23 protein-coding genes are annotated in these 23,045 nt (G+C 56.8%); 9 read left to right on the plus strand and 14 right to left on the minus strand.

Going from position 1 to position 23,045, the window contains the following annotated elements; translation table 11 throughout:
- The first annotated feature begins 35 nt into the window (after positions 1–35).
- Positions 36–365, plus strand: coding sequence for a ChiQ/YbfN family lipoprotein (chiQ, locus tag LA04_RS04315; protein WP_047650672.1), 330 nt, complete (start codon positions 36–38; stop codon positions 363–365).
- A 94-nt stretch (positions 366–459) separates the two neighbouring features.
- On the opposite strand, the gene fur is transcribed toward chiQ, so the two are convergent.
- The 4 genes from fur to ybfF all read right to left on the minus strand — a co-directional run bounded on the left by fur (position 460) and on the right by ybfF (position 3,072).
- The gene (gene fur / locus LA04_RS04320; protein WP_014169146.1) at positions 460–906 is read right to left on the minus strand and encodes a ferric iron uptake transcriptional regulator; all 447 of its coding nucleotides are present in this window, start codon (positions 904–906) and stop codon (positions 460–462) included.
- A 290-nt stretch (positions 907–1,196) separates the two neighbouring features.
- Positions 1,197–1,727 carry a flavodoxin FldA gene (gene fldA / locus LA04_RS04325; protein ID WP_008501067.1) on the minus strand — a complete coding sequence of 177 codons (531 nt, stop codon included), beginning with the start codon at positions 1,725–1,727 and terminating at the stop codon, positions 1,197–1,199.
- A 155-nt stretch (positions 1,728–1,882) separates the two neighbouring features.
- The gene (ybfE, locus tag LA04_RS04330; RefSeq protein ID WP_028019455.1) at positions 1,883–2,170 is read right to left on the minus strand and encodes a LexA regulated protein; all 288 of its coding nucleotides are present in this window, start codon (positions 2,168–2,170) and stop codon (positions 1,883–1,885) included.
- Positions 2,171–2,298: 128 nt separating this feature from the next.
- Positions 2,299–3,072 (minus strand): esterase, encoded by a 774-nt coding sequence (ybfF, locus tag LA04_RS04335; protein WP_047650589.1) that lies wholly within the window; start codon positions 3,070–3,072, stop codon positions 2,299–2,301.
- A 183-nt stretch (positions 3,073–3,255) separates the two neighbouring features.
- Here ybfF and seqA point away from each other — a divergent pair, with 183 nt between their 5' ends.
- Both seqA and pgm read left to right on the plus strand, forming a co-directional pair.
- Entirely contained in the window at positions 3,256–3,804 is a 549-nt protein-coding gene (seqA, locus tag LA04_RS04340; protein WP_008501070.1) for a replication initiation negative regulator SeqA, read from the plus strand.
- Positions 3,805–3,828: 24 nt separating this feature from the next.
- On the plus strand, positions 3,829–5,469 hold the full coding sequence (gene pgm / locus LA04_RS04345; RefSeq protein ID WP_047650590.1) for a phosphoglucomutase (alpha-D-glucose-1,6-bisphosphate-dependent): 1,641 nt from the start codon (positions 3,829–3,831) through the stop codon (positions 5,467–5,469).
- Between the two features lie 34 nt (positions 5,470–5,503).
- On the opposite strand, the gene potE is transcribed toward pgm, so the two are convergent.
- The 10 genes from potE to kdpF form a co-directional block, all read right to left on the minus strand.
- Positions 5,504–6,817 carry a putrescine-ornithine antiporter gene (gene potE / locus LA04_RS04350; protein ID WP_014831099.1) on the minus strand — a complete coding sequence of 438 codons (1,314 nt, stop codon included), beginning with the start codon at positions 6,815–6,817 and terminating at the stop codon, positions 5,504–5,506.
- The gene (locus tag LA04_RS04355; protein ID WP_235211315.1) at positions 6,814–8,769 is read right to left on the minus strand and encodes an ornithine decarboxylase; all 1,956 of its coding nucleotides are present in this window, start codon (positions 8,767–8,769) and stop codon (positions 6,814–6,816) included. The genes potE and LA04_RS04355 overlap by 4 nt, the downstream gene beginning before the upstream one ends.
- Positions 8,702–9,013, minus strand: coding sequence for an Orn/Lys/Arg decarboxylase N-terminal domain-containing protein (locus LA04_RS24915; RefSeq protein ID WP_235211316.1), 312 nt, complete (start codon positions 9,011–9,013; stop codon positions 8,702–8,704). Before LA04_RS24915 ends, LA04_RS04355 begins: the two co-directional genes overlap by 68 nt.
- 254 nt (positions 9,014–9,267) lie before the next feature.
- A complete protein-coding gene (speFL, locus tag LA04_RS24040) occupies positions 9,268–9,372 on the minus strand; it encodes a leader peptide SpeFL (RefSeq protein WP_003858645.1) in 105 nt (34 codons plus the stop codon).
- 278 nt (positions 9,373–9,650) lie between these two features.
- Positions 9,651–10,328, minus strand: a complete 678-nt coding sequence (gene kdpE / locus LA04_RS04360; RefSeq protein WP_047073924.1) for a two-component system response regulator KdpE — start codon at positions 10,326–10,328, stop codon at positions 9,651–9,653.
- Positions 10,325–13,012, minus strand: coding sequence for a two-component system sensor histidine kinase KdpD (gene kdpD, locus LA04_RS04365; RefSeq protein ID WP_047650591.1), 2,688 nt, complete (start codon positions 13,010–13,012; stop codon positions 10,325–10,327). The genes kdpE and kdpD overlap by 4 nt, the downstream gene beginning before the upstream one ends.
- Positions 13,013–13,588: a potassium-transporting ATPase subunit KdpC gene (gene kdpC, locus LA04_RS04370; RefSeq protein WP_047650592.1), complete on the minus strand. Its 576-nt coding sequence runs from the start codon at positions 13,586–13,588 to the stop codon at positions 13,013–13,015. It abuts the gene before it with no gap.
- A 12-nt stretch (positions 13,589–13,600) separates the two neighbouring features.
- Positions 13,601–15,649 (minus strand): potassium-transporting ATPase subunit KdpB, encoded by a 2,049-nt coding sequence (gene kdpB / locus LA04_RS04375; RefSeq protein WP_047650593.1) that lies wholly within the window; start codon positions 15,647–15,649, stop codon positions 13,601–13,603.
- 18 nt (positions 15,650–15,667) lie between these two features.
- Positions 15,668–17,347, minus strand: a complete 1,680-nt coding sequence (gene kdpA, locus LA04_RS04380) for a potassium-transporting ATPase subunit KdpA (protein WP_047650594.1) — start codon at positions 17,345–17,347, stop codon at positions 15,668–15,670.
- On the minus strand, positions 17,347–17,436 hold the full coding sequence (gene kdpF, locus LA04_RS23330; protein WP_014069365.1) for a K(+)-transporting ATPase subunit F: 90 nt from the start codon (positions 17,434–17,436) through the stop codon (positions 17,347–17,349). The genes kdpA and kdpF overlap by 1 nt, the downstream gene beginning before the upstream one ends.
- Before the next feature lie 309 nt (positions 17,437–17,745).
- On the opposite strand from kdpF, the gene LA04_RS04390 reads away from it, so the two are divergent.
- From LA04_RS04390 to pxpA, 6 genes are all read left to right on the plus strand, one after another.
- Positions 17,746–17,952 carry a YbfA family protein gene (locus LA04_RS04390; protein WP_023310781.1) on the plus strand — a complete coding sequence of 69 codons (207 nt, stop codon included), beginning with the start codon at positions 17,746–17,748 and terminating at the stop codon, positions 17,950–17,952.
- Between the two features lie 599 nt (positions 17,953–18,551).
- Positions 18,552–19,964, plus strand: coding sequence for a deoxyribodipyrimidine photo-lyase (phrB, locus tag LA04_RS04395; protein WP_047650595.1), 1,413 nt, complete (start codon positions 18,552–18,554; stop codon positions 19,962–19,964).
- 10 nt (positions 19,965–19,974) lie between these two features.
- Positions 19,975–20,718: a type 2 GTP cyclohydrolase I gene (locus LA04_RS04400; protein WP_023310783.1), complete on the plus strand. Its 744-nt coding sequence runs from the start codon at positions 19,975–19,977 to the stop codon at positions 20,716–20,718.
- A 14-nt stretch (positions 20,719–20,732) separates the two neighbouring features.
- On the plus strand, positions 20,733–21,389 hold the full coding sequence (gene pxpB, locus LA04_RS04405) for a 5-oxoprolinase subunit PxpB (RefSeq protein WP_047650596.1): 657 nt from the start codon (positions 20,733–20,735) through the stop codon (positions 21,387–21,389).
- Positions 21,383–22,315 (plus strand): 5-oxoprolinase subunit PxpC, encoded by a 933-nt coding sequence (gene pxpC, locus LA04_RS04410; RefSeq protein WP_047650597.1) that lies wholly within the window; start codon positions 21,383–21,385, stop codon positions 22,313–22,315. Before pxpB ends, pxpC begins: the two co-directional genes overlap by 7 nt.
- Positions 22,302–23,042, plus strand: coding sequence for a 5-oxoprolinase subunit PxpA (pxpA, locus tag LA04_RS04415; protein WP_047650598.1), 741 nt, complete (start codon positions 22,302–22,304; stop codon positions 23,040–23,042). The genes pxpC and pxpA overlap by 14 nt, the downstream gene beginning before the upstream one ends.
- Positions 23,043–23,045 lie beyond the last annotated feature (3 nt).

Consider the following 23,045-nt stretch of genomic DNA (forward strand, 5'->3'; position numbering starts at 1 on the left):
CGGGCCGAGTCCCGCCGGTATGGAGACTGCATATGATGAAAAAAATCGTAATCGTCGCGTTGCTGGCATCAGGGCTGGTGGCGTGTGCTCAGAGTGAGGCGCCGAAAGAGGACTCCCGTCTGAAGGAGGCGTACAGCGCCTGCATAAATACTGCGGAAGGATCGCCGGAGAAAATTCAAGCCTGTCAGAGCGTGCTGAACGTGCTGAAGAAAGAGAAAGCGCACGAGCAGTTCGCGACGCAGGAGAACGTCCGCGTAATGGATTATCAGGCCTGTATCCAGGCGCGTAAAACCGGTAACGATCAGGAAGTTGCGAAGCGTTGCGACCAGATTTGGAAAGAAATACGAAGCAATAACAGTAACTAATTCGCTGTTATCATGCCCGGTGGCGCTGCGCCACCGGGCATTTTTTTAGGCAAAAAAAAGCCAACCTTGCGGCTGGCTCAGAGTATGAATCTTATTATTTCGCGTCGTGCGCGTGGTCGTCTTCGCGGCAGTCGCCTTCAGCGCAGTGACCGTAAAGGTACAGGCTGTGGTTGGTCAGGCGGATGCCATGACGCGCCGCGATTTCACGCTGGCGCGCTTCGATGGAATCATCGCTGAATTCAATGACCTTGCCGCAATCGAGGCAGATCAGGTGATCGTGGTGCTGCTGCTGGGTCAGTTCGAAAACAGATTTACCGCCTTCGAAATTATGACGGGTAACAATGCCCGCGTCATCAAACTGGTTCAGCACGCGATAGACGGTAGCCAGCCCAATCTCTTCACCCATGTCGATAAGACGTTTATAAAGGTCTTCCGCACTGACATGGTGATTGTCTGGACCCTGAAGCACTTCAAGGATTTTTAACCGAGGAAGCGTAACTTTCAGGCCAGCCTTCTTTAATGCGGTATTGTTGTCAGTCATGCGGAATCTGTCCTGTTGCTAAACGATTCACTTCTGTGGGAAGTGACAGAAAATGCACCCGGGATAATGCGTCTCATTATAGAACTGCCATGGCTAAATGAAAACTGCAAGTCTCAGGCAAAATATGCTTATAAAAACGTGGTATCACCAACAAACTTGCTCAATGGAAAACCACGTTTTATCAGGGAGACATTGTACAGGTCTGGGCGAAAAAGTTAAAAGATTGTAGCGATTAATTTAATCGGTTTGACCTGGGGCATGGGCGCAACCGCAGTTGCGCCGCGATAAAATCAGGCGTTCAGAATATCATCCAGGTGCAGTTCTTCACGGATCTGCTTCACCCATTTCTCAACGCGCTCTGCTGTGAGCTCTGGCTGACGGTCTTCGTCAATGGCCAGACCTACGAAGTGATCGTCATCGGCCAGGCCTTTGGACGCTTCGAAGTGGTAACCGGCGGTCGGCCAGTGGCCTACGATCACTGCACCGTTCGGCTCAATGATATCGCGGATGGTACCCAGCGCGTCACAGAAGTATTCGGCGTAGTCTTCCTGGTCACCACAACCGAACAGCGCGACCAGCTTACCGTTGAAGTCCACTTCTTCCAGCGTCGGGAAGAAATCATCCCAGTCGCACTGGGCTTCACCGTAGTACCAGGTTGGGATACCCAGCAGCAGAATGTCATAGCCTTCCAGATCTTCTTTGCTGCTCTTGGCGATGTCATGCACATCAGCAACGTCTTTACCGAGCTGTTTTTGAATGTTTTTTGCGATATTTTCGGTATTGCCGGTATCACTGCCAAAGAAAATGCCGATGATTGCCATGAGTAAAATAACCTCTTGAAACTTAATAGTATGGTGGCGCATTTCGGCCACGGATAAGGGCAATAATAGCAGAACTGGCAACCCTGCGGAAACAGCTATCGCGCAGGACTGCACTCTGTGCTACATGAAAAGGGCGTTAAAGGGGATTTTCAGACTTATGCCTGGCTGCGTAACGTCTCAAGCTGGACGAGCAACATCTCTTCAATGAGCTCGCTGCGGCTGATATTACGCGCGTCAGCCAGCTCGTTCAGCGCATCGACGGCGTCGGCGTTAAGCTTCAGTTCGACACGCTTAAGCCCACGATTTTTATCGCGTTTAAGCTGGTTGCGTTTATTGATACGCAGCTGTTCATCGCGCGAGAGCGGATTCGTTTTCGGTCGTCCCGGTCGACGCTCATTCGCGAACAGATCTAGTGTCGTACGGTCCGTTTGTTCTTTGGCCATGATTCTGAGACTTCGGGGGAAATACGCCGCCCTGCTAATGCCTGGGCGATAAGCGCGCCATCATACATCACCGAAAACGGCACGCCAACGACTGGAAGCCCGCAGCCTTCCAGTCGCTTTCTTTTTAATCAATTTGCAGTATCAGCGAGATAGCGGCGAATGGCGCGCAGCACAGCATCCGGTTTTTCCGCATGCACCCAGTGCCCGGCACCGGCAATCACGTGGGCGCGTGCCTGCGGGAATTGGGCCAGCAGCGTGTCGCGGTACGCGTCGGTAACGTAAGGCGAGTTTCCGCCGCGAATGAAGAGGGTAGGGTGTGGCCAGGCCGGGACGGTTTCCCAGCCCACGATGTTGTTGTACTGGTCCCAGAGCACCGGCACGTTAAAACGCCATTGTCCGTCAACAAACGACTTCAGCAAGAACTGGACGACGCCTTCTTCATCAAGATGCTCACGCATGACGGCGGCGGCCTGTTGGCGCGTCGCGACACCCGCTTCTGTGACCGCATTAATGGCGGCAAAAATCTCGTCGTGACGGCGAACGTCATAATCCACGGGCGCGACGTCAATCACCACCAGACCGTCAATACGCTCCGGGACCAGCGCCGTCAGGGCCATCACCGCTTTGCCACCCATTGAATGCCCGATGAGGGTCACCTTTTGCAGGTCGTGGGCATCCAGCGTATCCAATAGATCCTGCGCCATTGCCGCGTAGGTCATCTCGTCGGAACGCCCGGAAAGACCGTGATTGCGCATATCGACCTGTAAAATATCGTGGTCGGTAACCAGATCGCGCGCCAGCACGCCCAGGTTATCCAGACTGCCAAAAAGCCCGTGAACCAGTACGATGGGAGAATTATTGTTCGGCGATTGTGCAGTTTGCGCTCGGGTATTCAATTTCATGGCAAAGTTCTTTTTTTACGTATGTCAGGTTAGGGTATCATGTTGACCATTCTGCCGCCCGGCTGCAAGGTTCCAGTTTAATCTGACTTTTGCTGCCAACCTGGTTTGACGCTATCCGCTGTTGGGATTTGACCTTATAATCCCAATGACTTGTATTCAGATAAGATATCGCACTGGATTAAGATGAAAACAATCGAAGTTGATGACGAACTCTATCAGTATATTGCCAGCCAGACGCGGCATATCGGGGAGAGCGCGTCCGACATTTTACGGCGCATGCTTAAAATTTCCGCCGCTTCACAGCCTGCTACCCCAGTCACCAAAGATGTCGTGTCTCAGCCGAGCGTAGTTGCGCAAGCAAAACCTGCCGTGACGCCGGCAAAAGATAAAGTGCGCGCGATGCGCGAGCTGCTGCTCTCCGATGAATACGCGGAGCAGAAAAAGGCGGTTAACCGCTTTATGCTGGTGCTATCTACACTTTACTCACTGGATAACAAAGCGTTTGCTGAAGCGACCGAGTCGCTGCACGGTCGTACTCGCGTCTATTTCGCGGGCGACGAACAGACGCTGCTGCAAAATGGCAACCAAACCAAACCTAAACATGTCCCTGGCACCCCGTACTGGGTGATCACCAATACCAATACGGGCCGCAAGTGCAGCATGATTGAACACATCATGCAGTCCATGCAGTTCCCGGCGGAATTGATTGAAAAGGTTTGCGGTACAATTTAACCCTTGCATCAGAAGGACCCGGTAATGGCAAATCACAGCCGTGCAGGCCAACCTGCACAACAAAGCGATTTGATTAACGTCGCTCAGCTGACCGCGCAGTATTACGTGCTGAAACCGGTCGTGGGCAACGCAGAACACGCAGTGAAGTTTGGTACATCTGGTCACCGCGGTAGCGCGGCGCGCCACAGCTTTAACGAACCGCACATTCTGGCCATTGCTCAGGCCATTGCGGAAGAGCGCGCTAAAAACGGCGTTACCGGTCCGTGCTACGTGGGGAAAGATACCCATGCCCTGTCTGAACCGGCGTTCATCTCTGTTGTGGAAGTGCTGGCGGCAAACGGTGTCGATGTGATTGTTCAGGAGAACAACGGCTTCACCCCAACGCCTGCGGTCTCTAACGCCATCCTGGTGCACAACAAAAAAGGTGGCGCGCTTGCTGACGGTATCGTTATCACGCCATCCCACAACCCGCCGGAAGACGGCGGTATCAAATACAACCCGCCTAACGGTGGCCCGGCTGACACCAACGTCACCAAAGTGGTGGAAGATCGTGCGAACGCCTTGCTGGCGGATGGTCTGAAAGGCGTGAAGCGCATTTCTCTGGATGCTGCCATGGCGTCCGGTCACGTGAAAGAGCAGGATCTGGTTCAGCCGTTCGTGGAAGGGCTGGCGGATATCGTCGATATGGCGGCCATCCAGAAAGCCGGCCTGAAGCTGGGCGTGGATCCGCTGGGCGGCTCCGGTATCGAATACTGGAAACGTATCGCCGAGCATTACAAGCTTGATCTGACCATCGTGAACGATCACGTCGATCAGACCTTCCGCTTTATGCACCTGGACAAAGACGGCGCGATCCGTATGGACTGCTCCTCCGAGTGCGCGATGGCGGGCCTGCTGGCGCTGCGTGACAAATTCGATCTGGCGTTTGCTAACGATCCGGATTATGACCGTCACGGTATCGTCACGCCTGCCGGGCTGATGAACCCGAACCACTATCTGGCTGTTGCAATTAACTATCTGTTCCAGCACCGCCCGCAGTGGGGCAAAGAGGTGGCCGTCGGTAAAACGCTGGTTTCCTCCGCGATGATCGACCGCGTGGTCGAGGCGCTGGGCCGCAAGCTGGTGGAAGTGCCGGTGGGCTTCAAATGGTTCGTTGACGGTCTGCACGACGGCAGCTTCGGCTTCGGCGGTGAAGAGAGCGCGGGCGCATCTTTCCTGCGTTTCGACGGCACGCCATGGTCAACCGATAAAGACGGCATCATCATGTGCCTACTGGCGGCGGAGATCACCGCGGTCACCGGTAAGAACCCGCAGGAACATTACAACGACCTGGCGGCACGCTTTGGTGCACCAAGCTATAACCGTATTCAGGCTAGCGCGACGTCAGCCCAGAAAGCGGCCCTGTCCAGGCTCTCTCCGGAGATGGTCAGCGCAAGTACCCTGGCAGGCGATCCTATCACCGCGCGTCTGACGGCGGCACCGGGCAACGGCGCATCCATTGGTGGTCTGAAAGTGATGACCGACAACGGCTGGTTCGCCGCGCGTCCGTCCGGTACGGAAGATGCGTATAAAATCTATTGCGAAAGCTTCCTCGGCGCTGAGCACCGTCAGCAGATTGAGAAAGAAGCGGTAGAGATTGTCAGCGAAGTGCTGAAAAACGCGTAAGAATGAAAAAAGGGAGCCGAATGGCTCCCTTTTTTTAACTATGCTTATTCTTCAATTCAAATCTCGGCGATACCAGACCGTACAGCGTCCAGCCCATAAAGGTCACCATCGCGCCATACAGCATCGCTTCCTGGCCGGATGAGTAGAGCGCGTAGAAGCTGTAGATTGCCCCAATCAGCGCCACGATATTGGCCGCACGCGCTTTGCGTGGATCCACCTTCGCCACCTTCTGAATGATCACCAGCGCTGCCATCGACAGGATATACGGAATGATGTTCGTCACCACCGCCAGGTTGACCAGCACGTTGAACTGGCTGTTCAGCGACGGGCTAATGGTCATCAGCGACAATCCGCTCTGGAAGATAACAATCGCCAGCATGCCCTGCACCGGCGCATCCGCTTTGGTCACGCGGGAAAAGATTTTTGGGAAGTAACCTTCATCAGCCGAGGATTTAAACACCTGAGCGATGGTGAACTGCCAGCCGAGCAGCGAGCCGCAGCAGGACATCACCATCAGACCCATGATTACTTTCCCGACTTCCGGAGTGAACATCTGCGCGAAGGCCAGCCCGAACGGCGCCGTGGAGTTGGCCAGATCCATGTTTGGCACAATCCCGGCAATCACGTTAGTCGAGACGATATAGATCACCGCCGCGCCCAGCGTGCCGCCGAGGACCGCAATCGGCACGTTCTTTTCCGGATTCTCTACCACTTCCGCGTTCGCGCAGGCAGATTCCAGACCCAGGAAGGCCCAGAGCGTCATGGCGATAGAAGAGCCTACTGCGGTAAAGAACGGCACGTGGTGCGGGTTCCAGGAGTTGGCGTACAGGGTCGGGCTAAACCAGAACCAGCCGATGATACACAGGCCGACAACCGGGATAATCACGCCCCAGACGGTGATGCTGGAGAGCTGCCCGGTGATACGCGCGCCGCCAAAGTTAGCCACGGTGCAGATCCACAGTACCCCGATGGTCGCCAGCCCAATTTGCACCGGGCTGAGCGTCGCGCCAAACAGCTCCGTACCGTAACCCACGGCGGAGATGGCAATCGCCACGTTGGCGATCAGCAGCGACACGCCGTAGGTATAGTTGGCCATAAAGTTGCCCGACTTGCCAAAAGCGTATTCTGCATAGCCGCCCATGCCGCCTGACTTACGGCTGAACATTCCGCACTTGGCAAACGCCCACGCCAGCGCCATTGAACCGACTGCCGTCACCAGCCAGGAGATGATAGAGATTGTGCCCACCTCTGCCAGTTTGGTGGGCAGCATGATAATCCCGGAGCCCATCATGTTCACCATGGTGAGGATGGTCAGCTGAACCACGCCCATCTTATTGGACTTACTCATAATTTCTCTCCTTTCAGCAGCGCGGGCTGAGCGGCGGGTTGTTTGATGACGTTACAGCGAACCTGTTTGCGACCCTCGCACTCCTCGACGTACACACCCTGCAGCTCCGGCGCGAAGCCCGGCAGCAGATTGATGCCTTCTTCCAGCGCGGCAAAGTAGCGCAGCACGGAACCGCCCCAGACTTCCCCTGGAACCACGCACAGTACCCCCGGTGGATAAGGAAGGGCGCCTTCGGCGGCGATGCGACCTTCCGCGTCGCGCAGTGAGACCAGCTCAACCTCACCGCGCAGATAGGCGTAGTTCGCGTCCTGCGGGTTCATCATCACGCGCGGGAAGTGAGACTTGCGGAACATCTCTTTCTGCAGCTGTTTCACATTGTGGCGGGCGTACAGGTCATGCATCTCCTGGCAGATCTGGCGCAGGGTGTAATCCGCGTAACGTTCCGGATGCTGTTTGTAGAGAGATGGCAGGACGTCTTTCAGCGGAACATCGCTCTCGAGCAGTTTTTCGAAGCGCACCAGCTGCGCCACAAGCTGCTGCAGTTTTCCCATATCTTCCGCAGGCGTGAGCAGGAACAGGATCGAGTTGAGATCGCATTTTTCCGGCACGATGCCGTTTTCACGCAGGAAGTTGGCGAGGATAGTGGCGGGCACGCCGAAGTCGTCATACTCCCCGGTGCGGGCGTTAATACCCGGCGTGGTCAGCAGGAGCTTGCACGGGTCGATAAAGTACTGATGTTCAGCGTAACCTTCAAAAGCGTGCCAGTTTTCACCCGGTACGAAGTGGAAGAAGCGCAGATCGGTCGCAATTTCCGCCGTGTCCCAGCTTTCCCACGGACGGCCATCTACCGTCTCCGGCACGAAGGGGCGCAGATACCGGCAGTTCTCCAGAATCAGCTTGCGCGCTTCGATACCGTTCACCACGCAGTCCATCCACATGTTGCGGCCGCTCTGGCCTTCATGCATACGGGCGTTAATGTCCAGCGCGGCGAACAGCGGATAAAACGGGCTGGTGGAGGCGTGCATCATAAAGGCATTGTTCAGCCGCTTGTGCGGGACATAGCGCTGTTGCCCTTTGATGTGGCTGTCTTTCTTATGGATTTGCGAGGTCTGCGAGAAGCCGGCCTGCTGTTTATGCACGGACTGGGTGACCAGGATCCCCGGATCGTTTTCGTTCAGCTCCAGCAGCAGCGGAGAGCAGTCGGCCATCATCGGAATAAACTGCTCGTAACCCACCCAGGCGGAGTCAAAGAGGATGTAATCACAGAGGTGCCCAATCTTATCCACCACCTGACGGGCGTTATAGATGGTGCCATCGTAGGTGCCCAGCTGGATCACCGCCAGACGGAACGGACGCGCATCGCGTGCACGGCCAGGCGCCACCTCTGCCACCAGCTCGCGCAGATAACTTTCTTCAAAACAGTGGGCGTCAATGCCGCCAATAAAGCCGTACGGGTTGCGCGCGGTTTCCAGATAGACCGGCGTTGCGCCAGCCTGGAGGAGGGCACCGTGATGGTTAGATTTGTGGTTGTTACGGTCAAACAGCACCAGGTCGCCCGGGGTGAGCAGGGCGTTAAGCACCACTTTGTTGGATGACGAGGTGCCATTCAGCACGAAGTAGGTCTTATCGGCATTAAAAACTTTAGCCGCATGCTGCTGGGCGATGCACGGCGCGCCTTCGTGGATCAGCAGATCGCCCATCGCCACGTCGGCGTTACACAGGTCGGAGCGGAAAAGCGTCTCACCAAAGAAATCGACAAACTGATTACCGGCAGGATGACGGCGGAAGAACTGGCCACCCTGATGCCCCGGGCAGTCAAACGCGCTGTTGCCCTGCTTCACATAGTCGACAAGGGCGCGGAAAAACGGCGGGCGCAGCTGGGTTTCATACTTCTGGGCTGCCGCTTTCCAGCTGGCGTCCATAAAATTCGTTGCTGGTGTCTGAATACTCAAATACGCCGTGAATGCGCGATAAATAATCTGCCGGAATGAATTCCTCTTTGTGCGTCGCGACAAAAACAGGAATGCCAAAACCAGTGGCTTCTATTTCGTCCAGAATACCGCTGGCAATATCCGTGACCGCCAGAACAATGGCGGCAACATCAATATAATCAGAGGCGCGGACATCTATCAGTTCACGCTGGGTAGTAAAGCAATCCGGACATGCACGGCTGGCTGCGATTTTTAAATTTTTCATCTTTCTCTCTTTATTTTAGGTAATAAGCGTCCCTCGATTTCTTGCAAGAAAGAAATCGATAATTTTCCGGAAAAAAAGCAAAGGGTGACCGCTGATTAAAATCAGTAAATTGCTTTTTTGATGATTGAAATTCAGTCCGCCCGGTGCGGATGAGTCTGAATTAAAATGAATGAGCGCACGAGTTCACAGGCAATAGCCTGTAAAATAAGGTGTTTCAGGATAACCTGTAAGCGAGTGCGCCAGAAGTCGAAGGACTACCGGGCATTAAAGAGATGAAAGTCAAAGCAGTTTCGGTGGGCAAACATCATGATATGTGTTGTCCGCCTTATATGGGGCATTAAGCGATTGTTGTTTTCCATGTTTCATTTTCCTTTCAGTAATTGAAAGCATGGTCATTTTATCCAGGAAAAGGCGATTAACCGTGAGGTAGATCACCGTTAACCGATCAAATCAGAAATAAATATTCGTTTTAGATGAATATCGCAGATCAAAATTCTGGTTTGTTGGTGTTACGTTAATGGAATGTGTTAACAATGTTTTAAATGAGCAAAAATAACCCGTAAAAATAATGTATGGATTATTTATGAAATATTTCTGAGGTATTTCGATTTTATTTAAAAATAAAATGAATAGTTATTCAAAGCATAAACCGATAACCGATACCGGTTTCAGTTAATAAATGGCGAGGGCGAGCGGGGTCAACTTCGAGTTTCTGACGAAGATGTCCCATATATATGCGTAAATAATGACTATGTTCCACCGCGTTGGGCCCCCACACCTGGCTTAACAGCTGGCGTTGGGTGAGAACCTTGCCGTGGTTGTTGAGCAGAACGGCGAGCAGGCGAAATTCTATTGGCGTCAGATGGATTTCTTCTTCACCGCGCACAATACGCCGCGCGGCCAGGTCAACCCGGATATCACCAAACGCGTAGGTCGGGTCAGCAGGCGTGGTTGCGCTGTGGCGACGCAGCGCCACGCGAAGGCGAGCCTGTAGTTCGCCGATACCAAAAGGTTTAATCAGATAGTCATCCGCCCCGGCATCCAGCGCCGCGATTTTATCCGTCTCTTCCGTACGGGCGGAGAGCACGAGGATGGGCATCTGGCTCCACTGACGAACTTCCCGGATAAAATCGATGCCGTCGCCGTCCGGCAGCCCAAGATCGAGGATCACCAGGTCCGGCTTGCGGGTGGCGGCTTCAATTAAGCCCCGTTGAAGCGTGCCCGCATCGTGAACGCGCAGACCGTCCCCTTCCAGCGCAGCGCGCAGAAAACGGCTAATGGCGATCTCATCTTCAACAATCAGAACGTTGATCACAAATCCTCTGGTAATTCATTAAGTTCTGGCGGGGTTTCAAGAGGAAGTGTAACACAAAACCGCGCGCCGCCTTCGGGACGATTCTCGGCGGAGATGGACCCACCGTGGACGTCAATGATTGCCTGGCAAATCGCCAGCCCCAGCCCCACGCCCGGAATGGCCGACTCCTTATTGCCGCGTGCGAATTTTTCGAAAATAGCCAGCTCCTGCCCGGCGGGAATGCCGGGTCCGGTATCCCAGACGTTAAGGCGAAGCGTGCCATCGTCCACCGTCGCATCCACGCCTATTTGCGCGCTGGCGCCCGCATATTTGCCGGCATTTTCCAGCAGGTTGATCAGCACCCGTTCAAACAGCGGACCATCAACGTGAATTAAGGTCAGAGGCTCGGGCATGTTCAGCGCGATATGTCGCCCACCCAGACCGGGTTCGAGCATTTTCAGGGCGCTGCCCACCACCTCTTCAAGCGTGAGCCACTCTTTTTTGAGGTTAAAACCGCCTGACTGGATACGCGCCATATCAAGCAGGTTATTCACCAGACGCGTGGTATTCAGCACATGCTGGCGGATCTCGCTGGCCTGAAGCGCGTGTTTAGAGCCTTCCGCCGCCAGGTCCAGCGTCAGGATTTCTGACTGACCAAACAGGACGGTGAGCGGGGTTCGCAGATCGTGAGAGAGCGCCGCCAGCAGCGAGTTACGAATGCTTTCCCGCTCGCTCGCCAGCCGGGCCTGTTCTTCGCTGGCGGTGAGGGCCAGCCGCTCCAGCGCGCTGGCAACCAGCAGCGTAAAGGTCTCCAGCAGCCGCTGCTGTTCGGGGATCATCAGCTGGCGCAGGTTTGAGGGCTCAACAATCACCAGCCCCTGATTTTTATCGGCGCTGCGCAGGGGCAGAATTTGATAGGGCACGCCGGGCAGGGTGTCGGTCCCTGCACCTGCAGGTAACCCTTTATCAAAGCTCCAGCGCGCGATGGCTTCGTCCCAGGGCGTCATGCCTGTGGCGGATGTCAGCGGGCGCAGCTTGCCGTGTTCGTCCGGGAGCAAAATCAGGTTGCTGGCATGAAACGTCGAGCGAATAAACTGCTCGCTGGTCTGCACGATATCCAGCGGCGTGCGTCCCACCGCCAGCGATTTCGACATCTCATAGAGATGGCGCGTGCGCTGCTCGCGATAGCGGGCAATACGCGCCTGGTAGCGCACGCCCGCCGTCAGATTCCCGATCACCAGCCCGACGGTGAGCATCACCGCGAAGGTAAGAATGTACTGTACGTCCGACACCGCGAGCGTCCCGCGCGGGGCAATAAAGAACAGATCGAAGCTGATGACGTTGATCACCGTCGCCAGGACCGACGGCCAGCGTCCGTAAAAGAGCGCCACCACCACTACGCCAAGAAGATAAATCATTACCAGGTTGGCGGCGTCGAAGGCGATCAGCCACTGGCTGGCAATAACCGTAATCAGGGCGCAGAGCACGACGGCGACAAGACAGCCGCGCAGCTGAATGCGCCATTTATCGCTGAAGGCACGGCTGTCCGGCGCGCGGCTGGGTAACGGCGTGGGCTTATCATCCAGCGCCACGATCACCAGGTCCAGATCCGGCGCGCGACGGGCCAGCTTGTCGGCAAACGATTCGCGGCTAAACCAGCGGCGATGCTGGCGACGGCCAATCACGATTTTCCCCAGGTTGTGCTCACGGGCGTAGCGCAGGATGGCTTTATCTTCCTGAGGATCGGAAAGGGTGGCGGTTTCGGCACCCAGCTCCTGCGCCAGGCGCAGCGAGCTCAGAATAGCGCGACGCTGGTTTTCGGGCAGAGCGTGCAGCTGCGGCGTTTCGACATACACCGCATGCCAGACGCTGCCAAATTTAGCCGCCAGGCGAGCGGCGGTGCGGACTAGCTTTTCATTGCCGCTGCCGTGCCCTACGCACAGCAGGATGGCATCTCGCGTATGCCAGACGCGCTCCTGGCCCTGCAGGTCACGCCAGGCGCGCATCTGATCGTCGACGCGATCGGCAGTACGACGCAGTGCCAGCTCGCGCAGGGCAATCAGGTTACCTTTACGGAAGAAATGTTCGATGGCGCGCTCGGCCTGGCCGGCGATATAGACCTTGCCTTCATGCAGGCGCTGGCGCAAATCGTCAGGGGGCAGGTCGACCAGCACCACCTCGTCCGCGGAATCAAAGAAGGGGTCGGGCACCGTCTCGCGCACCTGAATGCCGGTCACGCCGCTCACCACGTCGTTCAGGCTTTCCAGATGCTGAACGTTTACCGTCGTGAATACATCGATGCCGGCTTCGAGCAGCTCTTCAACGTCTTGCCAGCGTTTTGGATGGCGTGAGCCTGGCGCATTGCTGTGCGCCAGCTCGTCCATCAGGATAAGGGCGGGACGGCGGGCGAGGGCGGCATCAAGATCGAATTCGGTAACTAACCGACCGCGATGGCTGATGCGGCGGGGCGGCTGGGTAGCCAGCCCCTTCAGCAGCGATGCGGTCTCTTTGCGTCCGTGGGTTTCGACCACGCCGATCAGAATATCGAGCCCCTGCGCCCGTAGCCGCTGGGCTTCCGTCAGCATGGCGAAGGTTTTCCCGACGCCTGCGCAGGCGCCAAAGAAAATTTTCAGTTTGCCGCGATGGGCTTCAGCCGTCTGTTCAAGCAGCCTGTCCGGATCCGGGCGCATGGGCTCGTCGGTCATTTAGTTTTTCCTTAGCGCGTCCAGCGCCAGATTCAACTCAACAATATTCACCACGGGCATGCCGATGAAGCTGACCAGCGGCTTTTGCGTGTGCTGTGCAACCAGCTGGCTCACCTGTTCGACGGTCAGCTGACGGGCGGCGGCAACGCGCGGGATCTGCCATGCCACCGCTGCCGGCGTCAGGCTGTAGTCCAGCCCGCTGGCCGAGGCGGTCACCAGCTCCACGGGCACCTCACGGCTGGCCTGCGGATTCGCGGCGCGCAGGGCTGCCACGCGCTCAGCAACGGCTTTGTCCAGCTCGGGGTTGCTGCCCGCCAGGTTACTGCCGCCGGATGCCATCGGATTATACGGGCTTTCGGCAGTGGCGGAAGGGCGTCCCTGGAAGTAACGGGCATCCGTAAAGTTCTGACCAATCAGGCGCGAACCGCGGTTTTCACCGTTTTGCAGTATCAGCGAGCCGTTAGCCTGATCCTTAAACCACCACTGGCCCAGCGCGGTGGTCACCAGCGGGTACAGCCCGCCGGTAATGAGAGACAGCAGAATAAACAGAAGTATAGCGGGGCGTAACATCGTCATTTGATTCACCTTTTAAACCAGGCCGAACAGCGTCAACAGCAGGTCGATAACCTTGATACCGATGAAGGGCACCACCAGCCCGCCCAGGCCGTAAATCCACAGGTTGCGGCGCAGCATGGCGGCGGCCGTGAGCGGCTTATAGCTCACGCCTTTCAGCGCCAGCGGGATCAGGAAGACAATAATCAGGGCGTTAAAGATCACTGCGCTCAGAATGGCCGAGGCCGGAGAGTGCAGGTGCATCACGTTCAACGCGTTTAATTGCGGGTAGGTCGCAGCAAACGCGGCCGGAATGATGGCGAAATATTTCGCCACGTCGTTGGCGATACTGAACGTGGTCAGCGACCCGCGCGTCATCAGCATCTGCTTGCCAATGTGCACCACTTCAATCAGCTTGGTCGGGTTAGAGTCGAGGTCGACCATGTTGCCCGCCTCTTTTGCCGCCTGGGTACCGGAGTTCATCGCCACCGCCACGTCGGCCTGCGCCAGGGCAGGGGCATCGTTGGTACCGTCGCCCGTCATCGCCACCAGACGGCCTTCCGCCTGATACTGACGAATCAGCGCCAGCTTGGCTTCCGGTGTGGCTTCGGAAAGAAAATCATCCACGCCCGCTTCGGCGGCAATCGCCGCGGCGGTAAGACGGTTATCCCCGGTGATCATCACCGTTTTGATCCCCATTTTACGCAGCTGGGCAAAGCGCTCCTTGATGCCGCCTTTGACGATGTCCTTCAGGGCTATTACCCCGAGCACGCGCGCGCCTTCGGCCACCACCAGCGGGGTCGCCCCCTGACGGGCCACGCTTTCGACCAGACTGTCCACTTCCGGCGGGAAGTGGCCGTTGTTGGCCTCAATGTGGCGACGGATGGCGTCAACAGAGCCTTTACGGATCATGCGATCCTGAATGTTAATTCCGCTCATGCGGGTTTGGGCCGTGAAGGGCACGAAAGTGGCGTGCAGGCTCTGAACGTCGCGCTGGCGCAGGTTAAAGCGCTGCTTGGCGAGGATTACAATACTGCGGCCTTCCGGGGTTTCATCGGCAAGCGAAGAGAGCTGTGCGGCATCCGCCAGCGTTTTTTCATCCACGCCCGGTGCGGGTAAGAAATCTGACGCCTGGCGGTTGCCGAGGGTAATGGTCCCGGTTTTATCCAGCAGTAAGACGTCCACGTCACCGGCGGCTTCAACCGCACGCCCGCTGGTGGCGATGACGTTGGCACCGAGCATACGGCTCATGCCGGCTACGCCGATGGCTGACAGCAGGCCACCAATGGTGGTGGGAATCAGGCAGACCAGCAGCGCCACCAGTACCGTGATGGTGACCGCGGTACCGCCGTAGGCGGAGAAGGGCCACAGTGTCGCGGTTGCCAGCAGGAAGACGATGGTCAGGGCCACCAGCAGGATGGTCAGGGCAATTTCGTTTGGCGTTTTACGGCGCTGGGCGCCTTCCACCATGGCGATCATCCGGTCGAGGAAGGTTTCACCCGGGTTAACGCTGCACTGGATCACCAGCCAGTCGGAGAGAATGCGCGTCCCGCCCGTCACGGAGGCGAAATCACCGCCGGATTCGCGGATCACTGGCGCGGATTCGCCGGTGATGGCGCTTTCATCCACCGAGGCTCCCCCTTCGATGACTTCACCGTCGCAAGGGATAATGTCACCGGCTTCCACCAGCACCACATCGCCTTTGCGCAGTTCATCAGCCGGAACGTGGTCCATCTGCGCGCCATATTTCGGTTCACGTAGCTTGCGCGCGAAGGCGGTTTTCTTCACCCCTTTCAGGCTGTTGGCCTGGGCTTTACTCCGGCCTTCCGCCAGCGCTTCCGCAAAGTTGGCGAACAGCACGGTAAACCACAGCCACAGGCTGATGGCGCCGGTAAACATCGCATTCCCCGGCATGTGGCCCGTTCCCATGGCAATCGCCAGGGCGGTGGTCAGGACGCTTCCCGCCCAGACAATAAACATCACCGGGTTGTGCCACTGCACGCGCGGGCTCAGCTTTTTCACCGAATCCATGAGCGCCTGGCGAACTAATGACGGTTCGAACAGGGCCAGTTGTTTACGACTCATGACAATTTCTCCGCAAAATCAGCGTAAAGAGAGGTATTCCGCGACCGGGCCTAACGCGAGGGCGGGGATAAAGGTCAGGGCGCCGACCAGCAACACGGTGCCCGTCAGCAGGCCGATAAACAGCGCGCCGTGGGTCGGTAATGTCCCGGTAGTGGTCGGTTGGATTTTTTTGTTCACCAGCGATCCGGCTATCGCCAAGACCGGCACAATGATCCCGAAGCGACCCACAAACATGCAGAACGCCAGCAGACAGTTCCAGAACGGAGAGTTGGCGCTTAAGCCCGCAAAGGCGCTGCCGTTGTTGTTAGCGGCAGAGGAGACGGCATACAGCACTTCACTAAAACCGTGAATGCCAGGGTTAAAGATGCCGCTGCGTCCGGCTTCGGTCATCAGCGCCAGCGCGGTGCCGAGCAGCACGAGAGCCGGGGTGACCAGAATCGCCAGCGCGGTTAATTTCATCTCGCGAACATCGATTTTTTTACCGAGGTATTCCGGGGTGCGGCCAATCATCAGACCGGCAATAAACACCGCCAGCAGCACGAACAGCAGCATGCCGTAAAGACCCGAACCCACGCCGCCAAACACCACTTCGCCAATCTGCATCAGCCACATCGGGATCATGCCACCCAGCGCCGTAAAGGAATCGTGCATAGCGTTGACTGCCCCGCACGAGGCCGCGGTGGTGACCACCGCATACAGGCTGCTGGCGAGAATGCCAAAGCGGCTCTCTTTACCTTCCATGTTGATATTGCTGTTAGCCCCAAGCTGCATGAAATGGCTGTTGCCGCTCCATTCAGCCCACATCACCAGCGCCACGCAGACCACAAAGATTAGCGACATGGTCCAGAGCAGGGTGCGGCCCTGACGGCGATCGTTAACCACATCACCAAAGGCAAAGCAGAGCGCGGCGGGGATCAGGAAAATCGCCAGCATCTGCACAAAATTGGTCAAGGCGGTAGGGTTTTCAAACGGATGCGACGAGTTGGCGTTGAAGAAACCACCCCCGTTCGTTCCGAGCATTTTGATGGCTTCCTGTGACGCTACTGGCCCCATCGGCAGGAGCTGTTTTGCACCTTCCAGCGAGGTATAGGGCGCGTAAGGCATCAGGTTTTGCAGGGTGCCCTGCTGGATAAAGAACAGCGCGATCAGCAGCGCAATCGGCAGAAGGATCCACAGCGTGATGCGGGTCAGATCCACCCACGCGTTACCCAGGGTATTGATTTTCTGACGCGCAAACGCACGGGTCAGCGCGAAGATCACCGCGATACCGCTGGCGGCCGAGAGGAAGTTTTGCACGGTTAACCCGACCATCTGGCTGAAGTAGCTGAGCGTGGTTTCACCGGAATAGGACTGCCAGTTAGTGTTGGTGACAAAGCTCACCGCCGTGTTCAGCGCAAGATGCCAGGACAGGCCCGGTAACTGTTGCGGATTCAGCGGCAGGATGCCCTGCAACATCAGCATGGCAAAAAGCGCAATGAGCCCAACGATATTCAGCAGCAGAATGGCGATCAGATACTGACGCCAGTTCATCTCCCGATCGTCTATTCCCAGTACGCGCCAGATCCCTTTTTCAACGCTTCCCGTGCCGGGCAAAGGGACATTGTTGATCAATCGTGCCAGTCCCGATCCCAGTGGTCTTGCCAGAATGAACAGTACCACTAAGAAGCTGGCAATAAGCAGAAACGCCTGAGCAGCCATCAGAAGGCCTCCGCATTTATCAGGGCATAGACCAGATAACCCAATAACAGGAACACCAGCACGATGCCGGCAATAAGACCTGCACTCACAATCCACCTCCGGGTGACTTTTGTTGTTGTGCTAACGGTAGGATTTCCGGCGCAAAGATTTCGCAAAAATGGGGAGGGCGGGTGTAAAAAAAGTATAAAAATGGCAAAGCCCACAATTTAACTATTGATAAGTAAACTGTTAACTTTTTTGTAACTTAATTACGGCGTGAGTGTAAATTTTTGCTAAACGGACGAAAATAAGTGGTCGGATGAGTAGTAAAATTACAAACAAAGCGATATTATTTTAGCCAGGTCACAGATTTTGAATTTTCCGGATGACGTTTCCGGCCAACTATAGGGGAGAAAAATATGGATCTTTATAAAGAGTATCCGGCTCATATCGTGTTCTTGCGCCGCGCTTTCGCCGTAGTGGCTGGCGTGCTGGCTCTGCCGGTGATGCTGTTCTGGAAAGATCGTGCACGTTTTTATAGCTATCTGCACCGCGTCTGGGCGAAAACCAGCGAGAAGCCGGTGTGGATGGATCAGGCCGAGAAAGCGACCTGCGATTTCTACTGATACTAAGACTACACATAGCAATAAAAAAACCGCCACATTACTGTTGGCGGTTTTTTTGTCCCTCGGGATTCGCGGTCCGTTGGGTGGTTTTCAAGCCCTCGTCAGAGCGTTACAAGAATATCTCGGGTTCTTAAGTAATCAAACTGCAACTCCCTAAATATATTCTTAAAAATCATTTCAGTGGATTACCTTTTACGCGAGGGCCAACTACTATGCAGCGTCCCTTTCCGCCATCTCGCACATGGGCACCGGTCCCGGGGAAGGCGTCACCACAACCGTAAGTCAGGCTCTCGTCAGGGCTTGTGTCCACCGACTTATCACCGGTGGTGAACGGTGGAGCGGTTAGCTGCAGGGACCGCATAATGAAACGCTATTTTTGCATCGCGTTCATTGTCGCCAGCGTACTCGTTGTAAAGAGCGATGAACCTAATGGGTTTGTCGCGTTAACCACGATAGCGCAGGACAAGTAGCGCTAAGGCCGCCTCGGGCGGCCTTTTTTATTTCATCCCGTCTACACTTCATGGCAAAGTAGTTCAATGCATGCTTTTTCCTTTTACGGCATGCCCTTACGGACATAATGGATAATTGCCTGGAGTTTTATGCCCACCCATCTGGTTTGGTTTCGCGCGGACCTGCGCGTACATGACAACATCGCCCTTGCGGCAGCATGCCGCGCCAAAGACGCTAACGTACTGGCACTGTTTATGGGCACGCCCGAGCAGTGGCGGCAGCACGATATGGCCCCCCGGCAGGCGGCCTTGCTCCGGGCGTATCTGAACGATCTGCAGCACTCGCTTGCCGGAAAAGGCATACCGCTGATTTATAAAGAGGTGAATGATTTTGCCGCACAGCTTCAGACGGTGCAGGAGATCTGTAAGCAGCACGAGGTTACGCATCTTTTCTACAACTACCAGTACGAATTCAACGAGCAGCAGCGCGACCGTCAGCTGGAGAAGATGCTGGAAGGGGTGGTCTGCGAAGGGTTTGATGACAGCGTGATGCTGGCGCCGGGCAGCGTGATGACCGGCAACCACGAGATGTATAAAGTTTTTACGCCGTTCAAAAATGCCTTTATCAAACGTCTGAAAGAGGCGCTGCCGGAGTGCGTTGCCGCGCCTGCCGTGCGAGGCGAAGCCATAAAAGAGCTGTCTGAGCTGACGTTTGATTACCCTCAGCAGCCGTTTGATGAAGCGCTGTTCCCTGCCGATGAAAAAGCGGCCATCGCTCAACTGCGCCAGTTCTGCAAGCAGGACGCGGGCTATTACGACGCGCGTCGGGATTTTCCCGCCATCGAGGGCACCAGCCGCCTGTCGGCCTGTCTGGCGCTGGGCGCGATCTCACCGCGCCAGTGTTTGCACCGTCTGCTGGCGGAGCAGCCGCAGGCGCTGGAGGGCGGCGCAGGGTCTGTCTGGCTGAATGAACTTGTCTGGCGCGAGTTTTATCGCCATCTGATGACGTATCATCCCGCTCTCTGTAAACATCGTCCGTTCATTCCCTGGACCGATAACGTAAAGTGGCAATCGAATGATAAGCAGCTGAAAGCCTGGCAAAGTGGGCAGACAGGCTATCCGATAGTCGATGCCGCCATGCGTCAGCTTAATGAGACGGGGTGGATGCACAACCGCCTGCGGATGATTACCGCCAGCTTTCTGGTGAAGGATCTGCTTATCGACTGGCGTATCGGAGAGCGCTATTTTATCTCTCAGCTGATCGATGGCGATCTCGCGGCGAATAACGGCGGCTGGCAGTGGGCGGCCTCTACCGGCACCGATGCCGCACCCTATTTCCGGATTTTTAATCCGACCACCCAGGGGCAAAAATTTGATGCGGACGGCGAGTTTATCCGCCGCTGGGTTCCCGAGCTTAACGGAATACCTGCTAAAACGATCCACGAACCGTGGGCATGGGCGGATAAACAGCGTGTAAAGCTGGATTACCCTCGTCCGATTGTCGACCATAAACAGGCGCGTGTCGCCACGCTGGCGGCGTACGAAGCTGCCCGCAAAGCATAAGAGAGTGATGATGAAAAACAGCGAACTGGAAAGCCTGATTAACGAAAAACTGAACAGTACCTCTTTCAGCGATTACGGCCCGAACGGGCTCCAGGTTGAAGGCCGTGAGACGGTGCAAAAAATTATCACCGGCGTGACGGCAAGCCAGGCGCTGCTGGACGAGGCCGTTCGTCAGAACGCCGACGCGGTGATTGTTCATCACGGTTACTTCTGGAAAAACGAATCGCCGATTATTCGCGGGATGAAGCGCAATCGTCTGAAAACGCTGCTGGCTAATGACATCAACCTGTACGGCTACCATCTGCCGCTGGATGCACACCCGGAGCTCGGCAACAACGTCCAGCTGGCGCAGCTACTGGGGATTACCGTGATGGGTGAAATTGAACCGCTGGTGCCGTGGGGCGAGCTGGCGATGCCGGTTCCGGGGCTGGAGCTGGCGTCGTGGATTGAAGCGCGCCTGGGCCGTCGCCCGCTGTGGAGCGGTGATACCGGTCCGGATACGGTGAAGCGTGTCGCATGGTGTACCGGCGGTGGTCAGGGCTTTATCGACAGCGCCGCGCGTTTTGGCGTTGATGCTTTTATCACCGGCGAGGTTTCCGAGCAGACCATTCATTCGGCGCGTGAACAGGGGCTGCATTTTTATGCGGCTGGCCATCACGCCACCGAGCGCGGCGGTATTCGCGCCCTCAGCGAGTGGCTGACGGAAAATACCGATCTGGATGTGACCTTTATTGATATCCCTAACCCGGCCTGACGAGAGGTAGTTAAGTGCAGCGAGCGCGTTGTTATCTTCTGGGTGAGACCGCCGTGGTTCTGGAGCTTGAACCACCGGTGACGCTTGCCACGCAAAAGCGTATCTGGCGGCTGACCCAGCGTCTGGCCGACATGCCCGACGTGGTTGAAGCCATTCCGGGGATGAATAACATCACGGTGGTGCTACGTAGCCCGCACACGCTGGCCCTCGATGCCATTGAACGTTTGCAGCGCTGGTGGGAAGAGAGCGAGGCGCTGGAGCCGGAATCGCGTGCCATTGAGATCCCGGTCGTTTATGGCGGTACGGGTGGGCCGGATCTGGGCGTGGTGGCAGACCACTGCGGATTAACTGAAAAGCAGGTAGTTGAGCTGCACAGCTCGGTTGACTACGTGGTCTGGTTCCTGGGATTTCAGCCCGGATTCCCGTATCTGGGCGGGTTATCTCCCCGGCTGCATACGCCACGCCGTGCCGAGCCGCGCCTGAGCGTGCCGGCGGGGACGGTGGCTATCGGCGGCGAGCAGACCGGCGTTTATCCGCTGACATCGCCTGGCGGCTGGCAGCTTATTGGGCATACCGCGACACCGTTATTTGAACCCGGGCTGGAGACGCCAATACTCCTGCGTCCCGGCGATACCCTTCGCTTTATCCCGCAGAAGGAGGGGGTATGTTAACGCTTATTCGCGCCGGGCTTTACACCTCCGTACAGGATGCCGGCCGCTTTGGTCTGCGCCAGTCGGGCGTGAGCTACTGCGGTGCGCTTGACCGTCCTTCGCTGGAGATTGCCAACCTGCTTGTGGGCAACCCAGGCAGCACGGCGGCGCTAGAAATTACGCTGGGTCAGTGTGTGATTGAGTTTGGTCAGGAAACCTGGTTTGCCTTAACCGGCGCAGGGTGTGATGCAACGTTGGATGGCAAAGCGGTGTGGACCGGCTGGCGGCTAAGAGCGAAAGCCGGGCAGCGCCTGACGCTCAAACGTCCGCTGCACGGCGTGCGTAGCTATCTCGCGGTGGCGGGGGGCATCGACGTGTCGGAGGTGCTGGGCTCGTCCAGTACCGATCAGAAGGCCGGGATCGGCGGTCACGAAGGACGTTTGTTGCGCGACGGCGATCGGCTGGCAATCAAACCCTCCGCGCGCCATTTCTCGACCACACAGGGCGTAAAACAGCTGCTGTGGGGAAACCAGATCCGCGCCTTACCGGGGCCCGAATATCATGAGTTTGACGAGGCGTCTAAAGAGTCCTTCTGGCGCGCGCCGTGGAAGATCAGCCCGCAAAGTAACCGCATGGGCTACCGCCTGCAGGGTCAGCCGCTGACCCGCACGACGGACCGGGAACTGCTCTCCCACGGTTTATTGCCGGGGGTTATTCAGGTGCCGGGGAACGGTCAGCCCATCGTGTTAATGAACGATGCGCAAACGACCGGCGGCTATCCACGCATTGCCTGCATCATTGAAGCGGATCGCTACCATCTGGCGCAAATACCTCTCGGCCAGCCGATTCACTTCGTGCAGTGTTCGCTGGAGGAGGCGCTGAAGGCCCGGCAGGATCAGCAGCGTTATCTCGAACAGCTGGCGTGGAGGCTTGATGGCAAAGATTGATTTAAACGCCGATCTGGGCGAGGGAAGCTGCGCTGATGCGGAACTGATGACCCTGGTCACCTCGGTCAATATCGCCTGCGGCTTTCACGCGGGCGATGCCCAAACCATGTTGGAGAGCGTGCGTAATGCCATTAAAAACGGCGTCGCGATTGGGGCTCACCCCAGCTTTCCCGATCGGGAAAACTTTGGCCGTACGGCGATGGATCTGCCCCCTGAGACGGTCTACGCTCAGGTGCTCTACCAGATCGGCGCGCTGGATGGGATGGTGCGCGCCCAGAACGATGTGATGCGCCACGTGAAGCCGCACGGCATGCTCTACAACCAGGCAGCGAAAGATGCCGATCTGGCGGACGCCATTGCCCGCGCGGTGCGGGACTGCAACCCGCAGCTGATCCTTGTGGGTCTGGCGGGCAGCGAGCTGATTCGCGCCGGACAACGGCTGGGGCTGACCACGCGTCAGGAAGTGTTTGCCGATCGGGGATATCAGCCGGACGGCAGCCTGGTGCCGCGGACGCAGGCCGGCGCGCTGATTACCGACGAAGGTAAAGCGCTGGCGCAGACGCTCGAGATGGTGCGCGCCGGGCGGGTGATTGCCGTGGATGGAACACCGGCACACGTTCAGGCCGATACGGTATGTTTACACGGCGATGGCGAGCATGCGCTCCAGTTCGCGCGCCGCTTGCGGGCAGCGTTCTCTGAAGAGGGCATTCTTGTCAGCGCAGACTAATCA

Source organism: Enterobacter sp. UCD-UG_FMILLET (genome assembly GCF_000762975.1).
GTDB classification, from domain to species: domain Bacteria; phylum Pseudomonadota; class Gammaproteobacteria; order Enterobacterales; family Enterobacteriaceae; genus Enterobacter; species Enterobacter dykesii.

Excerpts from the sequence above, each read along its gene's own strand:
- chiQ (WP_047650672.1), top strand. The coding sequence starts at position 36 with ATGAAAAAAATCGTAATCGTCGCGTTGCTGGCATCAGGGCTGGTGGCG.
- fur (WP_014169146.1), bottom strand. The coding sequence starts at position 906 with ATGACTGACAACAATACCGCATTAAAGAAGGCTGGCCTGAAAGTTACG.
- fldA (WP_008501067.1), bottom strand. The coding sequence starts at position 1,727 with ATGGCAATCATCGGCATTTTCTTTGGCAGTGATACCGGCAATACCGAA.
- ybfE (WP_028019455.1), bottom strand. The coding sequence starts at position 2,170 with ATGGCCAAAGAACAAACGGACCGTACGACACTAGATCTGTTCGCGAAT.
- ybfF (WP_047650589.1), bottom strand. The coding sequence starts at position 3,072 with ATGAAATTGAATACCCGAGCGCAAACTGCACAATCGCCGAACAATAAT.
- seqA (WP_008501070.1), top strand. The coding sequence starts at position 3,256 with ATGAAAACAATCGAAGTTGATGACGAACTCTATCAGTATATTGCCAGC.
- pgm (WP_047650590.1), top strand. The coding sequence starts at position 3,829 with ATGGCAAATCACAGCCGTGCAGGCCAACCTGCACAACAAAGCGATTTG.
- potE (WP_014831099.1), bottom strand. The coding sequence starts at position 6,817 with ATGAGTAAGTCCAATAAGATGGGCGTGGTTCAGCTGACCATCCTCACC.
- LA04_RS24915 (WP_235211316.1), bottom strand. The coding sequence starts at position 9,013 with ATGAAAAATTTAAAAATCGCAGCCAGCCGTGCATGTCCGGATTGCTTT.
- speFL (WP_003858645.1), bottom strand. The coding sequence starts at position 9,372 with ATGGAAAACAACAATCGCTTAATGCCCCATATAAGGCGGACAACACAT.
- kdpD (WP_047650591.1), bottom strand. The coding sequence starts at position 13,012 with ATGACCGACGAGCCCATGCGCCCGGATCCGGACAGGCTGCTTGAACAG.
- kdpC (WP_047650592.1), bottom strand. The coding sequence starts at position 13,588 with ATGACGATGTTACGCCCCGCTATACTTCTGTTTATTCTGCTGTCTCTC.
- kdpB (WP_047650593.1), bottom strand. The coding sequence starts at position 15,649 with ATGAGTCGTAAACAACTGGCCCTGTTCGAACCGTCATTAGTTCGCCAG.
- kdpA (WP_047650594.1), bottom strand. The coding sequence starts at position 17,347 with ATGGCTGCTCAGGCGTTTCTGCTTATTGCCAGCTTCTTAGTGGTACTG.
- LA04_RS04390 (WP_023310781.1), top strand. The coding sequence starts at position 17,746 with ATGGATCTTTATAAAGAGTATCCGGCTCATATCGTGTTCTTGCGCCGC.
- phrB (WP_047650595.1), top strand. The coding sequence starts at position 18,552 with ATGCCCACCCATCTGGTTTGGTTTCGCGCGGACCTGCGCGTACATGAC.
- LA04_RS04400 (WP_023310783.1), top strand. The coding sequence starts at position 19,975 with ATGAAAAACAGCGAACTGGAAAGCCTGATTAACGAAAAACTGAACAGT.
- pxpC (WP_047650597.1), top strand. The coding sequence starts at position 21,383 with ATGTTAACGCTTATTCGCGCCGGGCTTTACACCTCCGTACAGGATGCC.
- pxpA (WP_047650598.1), top strand. The coding sequence starts at position 22,302 with ATGGCAAAGATTGATTTAAACGCCGATCTGGGCGAGGGAAGCTGCGCT.